The organism is Metabacillus sp. RB-C-LZQ-3-1 (genome assembly GCF_058315175.1).
Window position 1 is genome coordinate 1 of sequence record NZ_JBZFLI010000038.1, and the last position, 12,857, is coordinate 12,857.

Below are 12,857 nucleotides of genomic sequence, written 5' to 3' on the forward strand. Positions count from 1 at the left end.
GTATGCTTTTATTATCGCGGGGTGGAGCACGAATGAATATGCTTCATCGAATCACTTCAGCTTACCGATTGAGCAGCATCTTGACTAAGCTTTCTGAAATCGGGACGGTCCAAATAGATAATAAGTAACAAAGTGCATAGAAATTATGATTTACCTTTTATCGTCGCGGGGTGGAGCAGTCTGGTAGCTCGTCGGGCTCATAACCCGAAGGTCGCAGGTTCAAATCCTGTCCCCGCAACCAATTATAATGTTTACACATCAAAAATAGTTTATGGTCCGGTAGTTCAGTTGGTTAGAATGCCTGCCTGTCACGCAGGAGGTCGCGGGTTCGAGTCCCGTCCGGACCGCCATATAATTGATTGCTTGCGAAACAAAGTTGTTTCGTTTTTTTATACATAAAAAATATAAATTGACAGCCTAGAAAAGATTCGAGGTAGTGGTCAATTTTAAGTATGTAGAGTATAAGGGCACATCGCCTCTGCATTCGCGTTTCCAGGCTCGCCAATCGGCGAGTTTTCTTTATGTCTTTAGTTAATAGATATTGAACTATAATCTTACTAATACCACGATTAGATTAAATATGGTACGATAGAATGTGTCAAACTTGGTTAAACTAAGTAATAGTTTTTTGCGAAAAATTGCTTCCTTAGGAAATACTCCTAAGGTTTTTTCATAGGTCAAAATAATAGAATGTGGAGATCGAAATGGATGAATTTGATTTTATAAACAAAGTAAAACCAAATCGTACTTTTCAGCAAAATGTAAAAGTGGCTATTGGAGATGATGCAGCTATTTATGAATCATCTCAAGGTTATCAACAAGTAGTCTGTGTAGATACAATGGTTGAAGGTGTACATTTTCTTAGAGGTCTATCTTCCCCTTTTGAAGTAGGATACAAAGCTTTGGCTGTCAATATAAGTGACTTAGCTGCAATGGCAGCAACACCTCTTTATTATTTGGTTTCATTAGCTGTTCCTCCTAATTGGCATGAAAATGAACTTTTAGGAATTTATGAGGGAATGAGACAGTTATCAGGAGAATATAAAATGGATCTATTAGGTGGCGATACAGTTTCTACCACAGATAAACTCGTGATTACTGTTACAGTAATTGGAGAAGTGGAGCAGGGGCGAAGCACACTAAGAAGTAAAGCAAAGAAAGATGATATCGTCTTTGTAACGGGAACAATCGGTGATTCTGCTGCAGGTTTAGCTATTTTATTAGGCGAAGCTACTGTACATACTCAATCATTAAAAACATATTTAATCCAAAAGCATAAAATGCCAACTCCTCAAGTGAAAGTTGGAAGGATTGCGGGGAGATTAAACAGAGCATCATTAAACGATGTAAGTGATGGACTTGCAAGTGAATTAAATGAGATTGCTGAGGCAAGTGATGTTGGGATTACAATAGATGAACAGGCCCTTCCTATAAGCGGTGAACTCTTATCATTACAATCAAGCTATAATATCCAAAGCTGGGTTCTATATGGTGGAGAAGATTTCGAGCTAGTTGGGACGACTTCACAAGAGTCATGGGAGAAATTGAAACATGCTTGTGATGATATAGGCGTACAAGTGACAAAAATAGGGACAGTTCAATCTAATCATAAAGGAGTATTATTAAATACAAAGAATCAAGGCTATATAAAACTTGATAAACTAGGGTATAACCACTTTAAAAAATAAGTTAGGTGAGGAAAAGTGGAACAATATGAATTTATAACAAAAAGTACTGAAGATACAACAGCGATTGCAATATTCTTATCAAAGAAACTAAAAGAAAGAGATGTCATTACACTTGAAGGGGATTTGGGTGCTGGCAAAACAACTTTTACTAAAGGACTTGCGAAAGGTCTTGGAATAAGCAGAAATGTGAATAGCCCTACATTTACGATTATAAAAGAATATAAAGATGGCAGATTGCCCTTGTATCATATGGATGTGTACCGTGTTGAAGATGCTGATGAAGACCTTGGTTTTGATGAGTATTTTCATGGAAATGGGATAACTGTAGTGGAATGGGCTCATTTAATTGAAGATCAACTTCCAGATGAACGATTGGATATAAAGATTCTTTATGTGGATGATACGACTAGGAAAATTATTATGACACCTAAAGGGCCTCATTATGTTGAACTATGTAAGGAGTTAAATGATGAAAGCATTAGCAATAGACACAACGAATAATGTGCTTGGAATTGCCATTGTTGAAGAAAAGGCTGTTATTGGAGAATATATAACGAATTTAAAGAAGAATCATTCAGTTCGGGCAATGCCTGCTATTGAACGTCTCTTACATGATTGTGATCTAACACCGAAGGATATAGAGAAAGTAGTTGTTGCAACAGGACCGGGTTCATATACTGGTGTTCGTATAGGAGTTTCGATTGCAAAGACAATGGCATGGGCTCTTCAGGTTCCTATTGTAGGAGTATCTAGTTTAGAAATTTTAGCTGCAAATGGCCGGTATTTTGACGGACTTATTTCACCGATTTTTGATGCAAGACGAGGACAAGTCTATACAGGCTTATATCAATACGTTAATAATGAATTAACCACAGTTGAGAATGACCAAAATTTACTTTTAACTGATTGGGTGAGTAATTTATTAAAGAGGGATAATCGTATTTTATTTTTAGGAAATGATATTCATATCCACCAAGACACGATAATAGAAATGCTTGGAGATAAAGCCGCAATAGCAAATGTGGCATTACATAATCCAAGACCGAGCGAGTTAGGACTTATTGGTTTAACTAAAGAAGCAACAGATGTTCATCATCTTGTTCCGAATTATATCAGACTAGCTGAAGCTGAAGCCAAGTGGCTGGAGCAACAAAAGTAAGATGGTGGCTATAGTGGAAAATCAATTCACAATTAGGAAAATGAGAAAAGAGGACATTGACGAAGTATACCAAATTGAATGTCTATCCTTTTCTGCACCTTGGACAAAAGAGTCCTTATATTATGAATTAGAGCAAAATTTATTTGCAAAATATGTAGTCGTAGAACTTGAGGAACAAGTTATTGGCTACTGTGGGCTATGGGTCATTATGGACGATGCCCAGATCACCAATATTGCCGTTCATCCTGATTATCGAGGACGAAAAATAGGTGAAGCCCTACTGAGATTTGCTATTCAATTAAGTAGGGAAATGAAAGCAAAAAGATTGTCATTAGAGGTAAGAGTATCAAATCATATTGCCCAATCTTTATACAAAAAAGCAGGGTTTGAACCTGGCGGCATAAGAAAAAATTATTATACGGATAATCAAGAAGATGCTTTAGTAATGTGGGTGAATTTAGTATGAGTCAAACTGATCAATATATATTAGGAATTGAAACTAGCTGTGATGAAACAGCTGCAGCCATTGTGAAGAATGGCCGAGAAATTGTAGCAAATGTTGTAGCATCTCAGATTGAGAGTCACAAGCGATTTGGTGGAGTTGTTCCAGAGATTGCCTCAAGGCATCATGTTGAGCAATTAACAGTTGTATTTGAGGAAGCGATGAATCAAGCTGAACTTTCATTTGATGATATTTCAGCTATTGCAGTAACAGAAGGACCCGGTTTAGTAGGAGCACTATTAACAGGAATAAATGCAGCAAAGGCTTTAGCTTTCTCACATTCTATTCCATTAATAGGTGTACATCATATTGCAGGGCATATTTATGCAAATCGTCTGGTCCAAGAATTAAGATTTCCTTTACTTGCTCTAGTCGTATCTGGCGGTCATACTGAATTGGTTTATATGAAGGAGCATGGAAGTTTCGAGGTAATTGGGGAAACTTTGGATGATGCTGCTGGTGAGGCTTATGATAAGGTAGCAAGAACAATTGGGCTTCCATATCCAGGAGGTCCTCATATTGATCGTTTAGCCCATGAGGGTCAGGCAAATATTGATCTACCTAGAGCATGGCTTGGTGAAGGATCCTTTGATTTTAGCTTCAGTGGTCTAAAATCAGCTGTTATCAATACACTACACAATGCTAAGCAAAAAGGGATTGAACTTGATCCAAAAGACGTAGCAGCAAGCTTTCAAGCAAGTGTTGTTGATGTATTGGTAACTAAAACTGCACAAGCTGTGGATAAGTATAAGGTAAAGCAATTACTATTAGCAGGTGGAGTAGCAGCGAATAAAGGCTTAAGGACAGCATTGGAAAAGGAATTTTTAAATAGAGAAGGTGTAGAGTTAATTATTCCACCATTATCCTTATGTACTGATAATGCGGCAATGATTGCCGCAGCAGGAAGTATTCTTTTTGAAAAAGGAGTTAGAAGTGATTTAGCGCTTAATGCTAATCCCGGCTTAGAGCTTAACTCTTATTAAATTTGAAAATGAAACAGAACCTGATCAGGTTCTGTTTTTTTAGGCTAAACCTTCAGCTTCTAGCCCCTCGAGGTCATATGCAAATATAGAATTGAAGACTAAAAACACCTTCTATTCTATATTTGCCCGAGGATGACCAAGGCGCTTGCACTTTCGTTCTGCTTTTTTCGACAAAATCATATTTCTCCACATCAATTTTAGTCATGTTCTGTAAATATCCTTAAAAAGGATGGTTATCCACAGGATGTTAACGATTTTTTGTAGAATTGTGTAAAAGGAGTGAAAATGCTGTCAAATCAGTAAAAAATCCTATGTGTATAACTTGGATAAATAAACATAAATTTGTGGATAATGTGTATAAGTCTGTTGATATGTTGAAAATAAAGGATTCAACATGTGGATAAAAGAGTGGATTGTGCATAACAAATTTTTAACTTATCTGAGACTCTATGAAATTTGTCGAAATATATTCCAGTGAATAAGAAAAACAGCGAAGACAAGTTCGCTGTTTTAGTGGAGCTGTTCCCATTCAGTCATTAGTTGCTCTAATTCTGAATTCAGTTGTTCATTTTCTGTGTTAATTTTTTGTACTTGCTCATGGTCCTGATAAACGGTTGGATCGCAAAGTAAAGCTTCATTCTCTTCAATTTTTTCTTCGAGCTTACTAATGCTTTGTTCAATTTCTTCAATTCTTCGTTGTTTTTGTCGTTCAAGCTTTTTGAGTTCTTTTTCCTGCTGGTAGTTTAGTTTTCCTTCTGATGCAGAATGACTGGTATTTTGCGAAACGTTCTTTTTCTCTTCTACTTCCAGTCGCTCAAGCTCTAATTTTTCTTCCTTCTTTGTTATAAAATAATCATAGTCACCTAAGTATTCAGTTATGTTATGACTTGATAGCTCAAATACTTTTGTGGCAATACGATTTATAAAATAACGGTCGTGAGAAACAAAAAGGATGGTACCTGGAAAATCAATTAAAGCATTCTCCAAAATTTCCTTACTATCTAAATCTAGATGGTTCGTCGGTTCGTCAAGAATGAGGAAATTGGCTTTTTGCAACATCAGCTTAGATAGGGCTAGCCTTGCTTTTTCTCCACCGCTTAAAGTTGAAACAGGCTTAAGTACATCATCACCTGAAAATAGGAAGTTTCCAAGCACGGTGCGAATTTCCTTTTCTGTTTTCTGTGGATATTCATCCCAAAGCTCGTCCAAAACTCGCTTATTTGACGTTAAATCAGCTTGCTGCTGATCATAATAACCAATTTGTACATGGGACCCTAATGAAAACGTACCTGTTAAGGCATCAAGCTTTTGAACAATGGACTTTAATAAAGTTGATTTCCCAATTCCATTTGGACCAACAAGTGCGATTGAATCTCCTCGAGAAATGGAAAACGAGATATTTGATATGATAGGGTTTTGTTTATCATATGAAACAGAGATATTTGTTGCTTTTAACACATCATTTCCACTTTGTCTATCAATATCAAATTGAAAGCTTGCAGACTTTTCATCTCCAAGGGGTTTAGTCATTAACTCCATTTTTTCTAACTTTTTTCTTCTGCTTTGTGCAAGTTTTGTCGTGGAGGCTCTAGCTAAGTTTTTCTGAATAAAGTCTTTAAGTTTAGCAACTTCCTCTTGTTGTCTTTCAAAGCTTTTTAATTCTTTTTCATAGTTTTCAGCTTTTTGGGTTAAATAATTACTATAATTTCCAATGTATTTAGTACTCGTATTTCTGCTGATTTCATAAACCTGTGTTACAATTTTATCCAGAAAATATCTGTCATGTGAAACAATCAATATAGCCCCTGGATAATTTTGCAGATATTGTTCTAACCAGGTTAATGTTTCTATGTCAAGATGGTTTGTAGGCTCATCCAAAATTAAGAGATCTGGTTTTGTTAATAACAATTTACCCAAGGCTAAGCGTGTTTTTTGGCCGCCACTTAAAGAGGATATTTTTGTTTCCGGATTAAAGCTGCTAAAACCTAATCCATGTAGAACGGAACGTATATCTGCTTCGTACTGATAACCGCCTTCCTCTTTAAATTTCACTTGTAATGTATCATATTCTTTTAAAAGTTGTTCAAACTTTTGAGCTTCACCACTGGGATCAACAGTCGACATGCGTTGTTCAAGATTCCGCATTTCTTCTTCCATTAATTTAAGATGCTTAAAAACTAAATTCATCTCATCCCATATGGATAATTGTGATTCCAGGCCGGTATCTTGTGCTAAGTAACCGATTGATACATCCTTAGGTTTAATGATTTCACCGGAATCATAGGACATCGCTCCAGAAATTATTTTTAAAAGTGTTGATTTACCAGCTCCATTGCGGCCAACGAGAGCAATTTTATCTCTAGTTTGTACTTCTAGCTTAATATTCGATAAAATAGGATCAGCACCAAAGTATTTACTAAGTTGATTTATTTGTAACAATATCATTGTTTTTCACCTCTACTAATGATTTAAGTGTAGCTTAATAAGGCACTTATAAGCAACAATGATAGATTTCTAAATGAAGGAATCTGAGGAAAAGCTCTTCATTTGGATGATAAGTGACAAAAGGTAGTGAGAACTTGAGGTAAAAGTACCTCATAGGAAATAGAAGGAACAAAAGTCAAAAATCATTCTCTAATTGTCACAATTACAAGACAGACAGAAGCAAAAAAATAGTGTATAGTCTAAGTATAAGGGGATTTGTATATGTCAGAGTTTACTCATTTCAATGAACAAGGCAGAGCAAAGATGGTTGATATTTCTGCTAAGGAAGAAACAGTTAGAACAGCTCAAGCTAGAACTAGCATAACTGTTACCGAAGAAGTTTATAAGCAAGTCATTCATCATGAGATTGGTAAAGGTGATGTTCTATCCGTTGCTCAGGTAGCTGGCATTATGGCGGCAAAACAAACATCAAACGTTATTCCGATGTGTCACCCAATTTCAATTAAAGGTGTAAATATTGAATTTGAATGGGAAGTTAAGGATCCTTCTTATACTTTATGTATTTCAGTAACTGTAAAAACGAAAGGAAGTACAGGTGTTGAAATGGAAGCGTTAACCGCTGCAAGCATTACAGCACTTACTGTTTATGACATGTGTAAAGCTGTTAATAAAGGTATGGTCATAGGGGAAACCTATTTAGTTGAAAAAACAGGTGGCAAAAGTGGTGATTTTTTAAGAAAAGAAAGATGACAACAAGCGTGAAAAAGGAGTAGCTGTTATTGTCAAAGTAACAAAATTTATATGTTTTGTACTTTAGTTGGATGGCTAGCTCAATGCCTAGACCCGAAGCACAGGACGTGCGAGTGCAGTTACCGTGACCGGACGCCGCGATTTTAACTGCCTCGAGGGCATAAGTCAATTTGAAAATTGAAGGCAAAGAACGACTTCTATTCCAAATCATCTTATGCCTGTCGGGGCTGATCAAGGCGCTTGCGCTTTTCTTAACAGATAAGAAAGTATAAAATTTTGTACTTAGTATAGGTGTCTAGCTCCAGCGCCTATCGTCTATCAAACTTCAGATCATCTCCCTACGATAAGTCAACATCGGTTCGCTTCGCTTACCGTGTTTCCTAAATCTTTAGTCGATGCTCCTCCAGTTTGTACGGCGATGACCAAGGCGCTTGCGCTTTTCTTAAGTGTTTGTGTGAATGTGAGGGATCAGATTGAATATAGACCAAACGAAAATACCGCAGGCAACAGCAAAGAGGTTGCCATTATATTACCGTTTTTTAAAAAATTTACATTCATCAGGAAAGCAGCGTGTATCATCAGCTGAGCTAAGCGATGCTGTAAAGGTAGATTCTGCTACGATTCGAAGAGATTTCTCATATTTTGGGGCGTTAGGAAAGAAAGGGTATGGTTATAATGTAAATTATTTGTTATCCTTTTTTAGAAAAACGTTAGATCAAGATGAAACAACAAAGGTTTGTTTAATAGGAGTAGGGAACTTAGGTACTGCTTTTTTACATTATAATTTTACGAAGAACAACAATACTGTTATTTCCTTAGCATTTGATGTCGCACAAGATAAGGTGGGGACAGAAATTGGTGGAGTTCCTGTTTTTCATTTAGATGATCTTGAGAAACAGCTTCCTGATGATGTGACAGTCGCTATTTTAACAGTACCAGCAGCGGTTGCACAATCAATTACCGATCGCTTAGTCGCAAAGGGAATTAAAGGAATTCTTAATTTTACACCCGCGCGAATCAATGTTCCTGATGAAATAAGGATTCATCATATTGATTTAGCAGTCGAACTTCAATCACTTGTTTACTTTTTAAAGCATTATCCAAATGATGAAAAATAATAATAGACAAAGGAGATGGATTCAATGCCATCAGTAGGAATCGGAAGCCTTTTATTAATCGTTTTTGTTGCGCTACTTATTTTTGGACCAAAGAAGTTGCCACAGCTAGGAAAAGCAGCAGGTAATACATTACGAGAGTTTAAAAATGCTACGAAAGGTTTAGCGGATGATGATGACGATGATCAAGATGCTAAGCAAAAGAATAAGGAAGAAGTCAAGTAAGATAGGATGAAACCCGATATGAGACAAGATGAAATGTCGGTCATTGAACATATAACAGAGCTGAGAAAACGACTCGTCATTGTTGTCGTTTTCTTTTTCTTAGCTGTTATTGCTGGTTTTCTGCTTTCAGGACCGATCATTATATATTTACAGCATACCGACGAAGCAAAGGCATTAACATTAAATGCATTTAATCTTACAGACCCATTAATGGTCTACATGAAATTTGCATTTATTATTGCGTTTGTTATAACTTCGCCAATCATTTTATATCAGCTTTGGTCTTTTGTAAGCCCTGGCTTATATGAAAAAGAAAGAAAAGTAACCTTAAGCTACATACCAATTTCAGTTTTCCTGTTTTTATTAGGCGTGGCCTTCTCATACTTTATTCTTTTTCCATTTGTCATAGATTTTATGGAAAGAATATCAAATAAATTGGATGTAAACCAAGTAATTGGAATCAATGAATACTTTTCTTTTTTAATCCAACTAACTCTTCCGTTTGGGTTGCTCTTTCAGTTACCAGTTGTAATTATGTTTTTAACAAGATTAGGAATCGTCACACCGATGTTTTTATCAAAAGTACGAAAATATGCTTATTTTGTACTGTTAGTGATCGCAGCACTTATTACACCGCCTGAATTAGCTTCACACTTAATGGTATCTATACCTCTATTTATTTTATATGAAATTAGTATTTGGGTTTCAAGAGCAACATATCGGAAGTCACAAAAATTGAGATTTGAAGAAGAAAACAAAAAATGAGACTGTTCATAGTCTCATTTTTTTATGTTCATCTTTTTGATTTTTCTAGATAAAATAAACATTCTAATGGCTACTCCAATATCGAATGTTGCAATCAGCATCAATAAAATTGTTGGAAAGGTAAAAATACCATCTCTTGCACTGTTAATCGCTAAATAGATAAAAAGTAACCCCATGATCAAATAAAAAATAGCCATGGAAATAGGGTTTGTTCTCATTTTAAAAAGCCCCCAATAATTACTTGCATCTGTTCTAATTGTTCCATTTGCTGCATGATTCTTTCAATATCCTCTCGAAAAACAGTTTGAATGATCACAACCATTGTGTTCATTGAAACATGTGCGAAGATGGGAACGAGAATACGTTTTGTTTTAACATATAGAAAAGCAAAGGTAAAGCCCATTGCTCCATACAACAATACATGCTGTGGTTCACCATGCAGGAGAGAAAAAATGAGAGAACTGATCAATGCCGCAATGAAAAAATTTGTTCTTGTATATAATACGCCAAAAAGGATTTTTCGGAATATAATTTCTTCGAGTATTGGGCCTATTATGGAAGTCACAAGCATGACCAAAGGAAAAAGCTCAATCAAGTTTACAATTCTCTGGGTATTTTCAGAACCGGGATCTACACCAAATACATTGACCTCAATATTTGCAGCAAGACCTTGTACAAAAATGGCTAAGAAAAACCCGATAATAGCCCAACCAATGGATGCTCCTATAGAGGCAGGTTCGCCGCGAAAGCGACTTTCTGCATGACGTTCATGTCTTAAAAAATATAGAATAATTAAAAATGAAAGTGTAAAGCTAAAGATGGTCCAATAAGCAAATCTTTCTACATCAGTTCCACCAATATTCAATAAGCTAAACAACTTTATCCCCGCATACCCTGATAATTGGAGAATCATATATGTAATGATGATAAACCAATAATGCTTTTTCATGTAAACCTCCTTAGTAAAGCACGTTAGCCGTTTAATAAGATATCAGATCTTATTGTAACATACCTATATGTCATCCTATGTATGATACCTCTCAAGAATGAGACAAATTGGTGAAGAATCATTTTTTGATATCGTTTACAGGGTGACTTTATTAAATGATAGAAAAGAAGAAAAGTTCTTATAAAAATTTTAAACTTCATACTTGAAATTAAAAGAGAACTTATATATTATAATAATTGTGTTAGCACTCAAAGGTAGTGAGTGCTAATAAAAAGGAAAAAATAATCATTTATTCAAAGAATTTGAGGAGGTTGTTTCACTTGTTAAAGCCATTAGGTGATCGCGTTATTATCGAGTTAGTTGAATCAGAAGAAAAAACTGCTAGTGGTATCGTTCTTCCTGATAGTGCGAAAGAGAAGCCACAAGAAGGTAAAGTAGTTGCTGTTGGTACAGGCCGTGTACTAGATAGCGGAGAGAAAGTGGCTCTTGAAGTAGCGGAAGGCGATCGTATTATCTTCTCAAAATATGCGGGTACTGAAGTGAAATACGAAGGTACTGAATACTTAATTTTACGTGAAAACGACATTTTAGCTGTAATCGGTTAATCGTACAGCACACATAATAGATTTTATTTAAAAATTTGAGGAGGTCTTGTAAACATGGCAAAAGATATTAAATTTAGCGAAGAAGCTCGCCGCGCGATGCTTCGTGGTGTTGATGCTTTAGCAGATGCTGTAAAAGTAACATTAGGACCTAAAGGACGTAACGTTGTATTAGAAAAGAAATTCGGTTCTCCTTTAATCACTAATGATGGTGTAACAATTGCGAAAGAAATCGAATTAGAAGATGCTTTCGAAAACATGGGTGCTAAGCTTGTGGCAGAGGTTGCTAGCAAAACAAACGATGTAGCTGGTGACGGTACTACAACTGCAACTGTATTAGCTCAAGCAATGATCCGTGAAGGATTAAAGAACGTAACTGCTGGAGCAAACCCAATGGTTGTTCGTAAAGGAATTGAAAAAGCTGTTGCTGTTGCATTAGAAGAGCTACAAGCTATTTCTAAACCAATCGAAGGAAAAGAATCAATTGCACAAGTTGCTGCGATTTCTGCTGCTGATGAAGAAGTAGGTCAATTAATCGCTGAAGCAATGGAACGTGTTGGTAACGACGGTGTTATCACAATTGAAGAATCTAAAGGCTTCTCTACTGAATTAGAGGTAGTAGAAGGTATGCAATTTGACCGTGGTTATGCATCTCCATACATGGTAACTGATTCTGACAAAATGGAAGCAGTTCTTGAAAACCCATATGTCTTAATCACAGACAAAAAGATTACAAACATTCAAGAAATCTTACCAGTATTGGAGCAAGTTGTTCAACAAGGCAAGCCACTATTATTAATTGCTGAGGATGTAGAAGGTGAAGCATTAGCAACTCTAGTAGTGAACAAGCTTCGCGGAACATTCAATGCTGTTGCTGTTAAAGCTCCTGGTTTCGGTGATCGTCGTAAAGCAATGTTAGAAGATATTGCTATTCTAACTGGCGGTGAAGTTATCACTGAAGAATTAGGATTAGATCTTAAATCTGCAACAATTGATCAATTAGGACGCGCTTCTAAAATTGTTGTAACAAAAGAAAACACAACAATCGTTGAAGGTGCTGGCCAAGCTGATCAAATCGCAGGCCGCGTAAGTCAAATCCGTGCGCAATTAGAAGAAACAACTTCTGAGTTCGATAAAGAAAAATTACAAGAGCGCTTAGCTAAATTAGCTGGCGGTGTAGCAGTTATCAAAGTTGGTGCTGCAACTGAAACTGAATTAAAAGAGCGCAAACTACGTATCGAAGATGCTCTTAACTCTACTCGCGCTGCAGTAGAAGAAGGTATCGTTTCTGGTGGTGGTACTGCTCTAGTAAACGTATATAACAAAGTTGCTCAAATTCAAGAAGAAGGTGACACTCAAACAGGTGTTAACATCATCCTACGTTCTCTTGAAGAGCCGGTACGTCAAATCGCTCACAACGCTGGCCTTGAAGGATCTGTTATCGTTGAGCGCTTGAAAAATGAACAAGTTGGCATCGGCTTCAATGCAGCTAACGGAACATGGGTAAACATGTTCGAAGCTGGTATCGTTGACCCAACTAAAGTAACTCGTTCTGCACTTCAAAACGCAGCTTCTGTAGCAGCTATGTTCTTAACAACTGAAGCTGTTATCGCTGATAAACCTGAAGAAGGCGGCGGCATGCCAGACATGAGCGGCATGGGCGGCATGGGTGGA

The 12,857-nt window shown here is 36.5% G+C and carries 14 protein-coding genes and 2 tRNA genes; 13 read left to right on the forward strand and 3 right to left on the reverse strand.

All coding sequences use genetic code 11. The annotated features are described in order from the left end of the window. The first annotated feature begins 164 nt into the window (after positions 1 to 164). The 7 genes from AC4GZ8_RS25850 (at position 165) to tsaD (ending at position 4,332) form a co-directional block, all read left to right on the forward strand. Positions 165 to 241 (forward strand) — tRNA-Met (locus tag AC4GZ8_RS25850). A 32-nt stretch (positions 242 to 273) separates the two neighbouring features. Further along, a tRNA-Asp gene (locus tag AC4GZ8_RS25855) sits at positions 274 to 350 on the forward strand. A gap of 354 nt (positions 351 to 704) precedes the next feature. Beyond that, on the forward strand, positions 705 to 1,688 hold the full coding sequence (gene thiL / locus AC4GZ8_RS25860; protein WP_491084756.1) for a thiamine-phosphate kinase: 984 nt from the start codon (positions 705 to 707) through the stop codon (positions 1,686 to 1,688). Positions 1,689 to 1,703: 15 nt separating this feature from the next. Then, a complete protein-coding gene (gene tsaE / locus AC4GZ8_RS25865; protein WP_491084757.1) occupies positions 1,704 to 2,189 on the forward strand; it encodes a tRNA (adenosine(37)-N6)-threonylcarbamoyltransferase complex ATPase subunit type 1 TsaE in 486 nt (161 codons plus the stop codon). Then, positions 2,158 to 2,847 carry a tRNA (adenosine(37)-N6)-threonylcarbamoyltransferase complex dimerization subunit type 1 TsaB gene (tsaB, locus tag AC4GZ8_RS25870; protein ID WP_491084758.1) on the forward strand — a complete coding sequence of 230 codons (690 nt, stop codon included), beginning with the start codon at positions 2,158 to 2,160 and terminating at the stop codon, positions 2,845 to 2,847. The genes tsaE and tsaB overlap by 32 nt, the downstream gene beginning before the upstream one ends. 13 nt (positions 2,848 to 2,860) lie before the next feature. After that, entirely contained in the window at positions 2,861 to 3,313 is a 453-nt protein-coding gene (gene rimI, locus AC4GZ8_RS25875; protein WP_491084759.1) for a ribosomal protein S18-alanine N-acetyltransferase, read from the forward strand. After that, positions 3,310 to 4,332 carry a tRNA (adenosine(37)-N6)-threonylcarbamoyltransferase complex transferase subunit TsaD gene (gene tsaD, locus AC4GZ8_RS25880; protein WP_491084760.1) on the forward strand — a complete coding sequence of 341 codons (1,023 nt, stop codon included), beginning with the start codon at positions 3,310 to 3,312 and terminating at the stop codon, positions 4,330 to 4,332. Before rimI ends, tsaD begins: the two co-directional genes overlap by 4 nt. Positions 4,333 to 4,842: 510 nt before the next feature. On the opposite strand, the gene AC4GZ8_RS25885 is transcribed toward tsaD, so the two are convergent. Continuing rightward, the gene (locus AC4GZ8_RS25885) at positions 4,843 to 6,777 is read right to left on the reverse strand and encodes an ABC-F family ATP-binding cassette domain-containing protein (protein WP_491084761.1); all 1,935 of its coding nucleotides are present in this window, start codon (positions 6,775 to 6,777) and stop codon (positions 4,843 to 4,845) included. Positions 6,778 to 7,038: 261 nt separating this feature from the next. Between AC4GZ8_RS25885 and moaC the strand changes: the two genes are divergently transcribed. From moaC to tatC, 4 genes are all read left to right on the forward strand, one after another. Then, the gene (moaC, locus tag AC4GZ8_RS25890) at positions 7,039 to 7,527 is read left to right on the forward strand and encodes a cyclic pyranopterin monophosphate synthase MoaC (RefSeq protein ID WP_491084762.1); all 489 of its coding nucleotides are present in this window, start codon (positions 7,039 to 7,041) and stop codon (positions 7,525 to 7,527) included. Positions 7,528 to 8,000: 473 nt separating this feature from the next. Further along, positions 8,001 to 8,645, forward strand: coding sequence for a redox-sensing transcriptional repressor Rex (locus AC4GZ8_RS25895; protein ID WP_491084763.1), 645 nt, complete (start codon positions 8,001 to 8,003; stop codon positions 8,643 to 8,645). A 24-nt stretch (positions 8,646 to 8,669) separates the two neighbouring features. Continuing rightward, complete coding sequence (locus tag AC4GZ8_RS25900) at positions 8,670 to 8,867, forward strand: twin-arginine translocase TatA/TatE family subunit (protein ID WP_491084764.1); 198 nt, start codon at positions 8,670 to 8,672, stop codon at positions 8,865 to 8,867. Between the two features lie 18 nt (positions 8,868 to 8,885). Further along, positions 8,886 to 9,632 carry a twin-arginine translocase subunit TatC gene (gene tatC, locus AC4GZ8_RS25905; RefSeq protein WP_491084765.1) on the forward strand — a complete coding sequence of 249 codons (747 nt, stop codon included), beginning with the start codon at positions 8,886 to 8,888 and terminating at the stop codon, positions 9,630 to 9,632. A 14-nt stretch (positions 9,633 to 9,646) separates the two neighbouring features. Here tatC and AC4GZ8_RS25910 read toward each other — a convergent pair whose 3' ends face one another. Together AC4GZ8_RS25910 and AC4GZ8_RS25915 are read right to left on the reverse strand one after the other, a co-directional pair. Next, a complete protein-coding gene (locus AC4GZ8_RS25910; RefSeq protein WP_491084766.1) occupies positions 9,647 to 9,850 on the reverse strand; it encodes a YdiK family protein in 204 nt (67 codons plus the stop codon). Beyond that, positions 9,847 to 10,581: a CPBP family intramembrane glutamic endopeptidase gene (locus tag AC4GZ8_RS25915; RefSeq protein ID WP_491084767.1), complete on the reverse strand. Its 735-nt coding sequence runs from the start codon at positions 10,579 to 10,581 to the stop codon at positions 9,847 to 9,849. Before AC4GZ8_RS25915 ends, AC4GZ8_RS25910 begins: the two co-directional genes overlap by 4 nt. Positions 10,582 to 10,901: 320 nt before the next feature. Here AC4GZ8_RS25915 and groES point away from each other — a divergent pair, with 320 nt between their 5' ends. Both groES and groL read left to right on the forward strand, forming a co-directional pair. Continuing rightward, on the forward strand, positions 10,902 to 11,186 hold the full coding sequence (gene groES / locus AC4GZ8_RS25920; RefSeq protein ID WP_026561982.1) for a co-chaperone GroES: 285 nt from the start codon (positions 10,902 to 10,904) through the stop codon (positions 11,184 to 11,186). 54 nt (positions 11,187 to 11,240) lie between these two features. Next, a partial coding sequence (gene groL / locus AC4GZ8_RS25925; RefSeq protein ID WP_491084768.1) for a chaperonin GroEL occupies positions 11,241 to 12,857 on the forward strand: 1,617 nt, incomplete at its 3' end.

What these genes read in the sequence shown, in the direction of transcription:
- thiL (WP_491084756.1), top strand. Translation starts at nt 705, where the DNA reads ATGGATGAATTTGATTTTATAAACAAAGTAAAACCAAATCGTACTTTT.
- tsaB (WP_491084758.1), top strand. Translation starts at nt 2,158, where the DNA reads ATGAAAGCATTAGCAATAGACACAACGAATAATGTGCTTGGAATTGCC.
- tsaD (WP_491084760.1), top strand. Translation starts at nt 3,310, where the DNA reads ATGAGTCAAACTGATCAATATATATTAGGAATTGAAACTAGCTGTGAT.
- AC4GZ8_RS25885 (WP_491084761.1), bottom strand. Translation starts at nt 6,777, where the DNA reads ATGATATTGTTACAAATAAATCAACTTAGTAAATACTTTGGTGCTGAT.
- moaC (WP_491084762.1), top strand. Translation starts at nt 7,039, where the DNA reads ATGTCAGAGTTTACTCATTTCAATGAACAAGGCAGAGCAAAGATGGTT.
- AC4GZ8_RS25900 (WP_491084764.1), top strand. Translation starts at nt 8,670, where the DNA reads ATGCCATCAGTAGGAATCGGAAGCCTTTTATTAATCGTTTTTGTTGCG.
- tatC (WP_491084765.1), top strand. Translation starts at nt 8,886, where the DNA reads ATGAGACAAGATGAAATGTCGGTCATTGAACATATAACAGAGCTGAGA.
- AC4GZ8_RS25910 (WP_491084766.1), bottom strand. Translation starts at nt 9,850, where the DNA reads ATGAGAACAAACCCTATTTCCATGGCTATTTTTTATTTGATCATGGGG.
- AC4GZ8_RS25915 (WP_491084767.1), bottom strand. Translation starts at nt 10,581, where the DNA reads ATGAAAAAGCATTATTGGTTTATCATCATTACATATATGATTCTCCAA.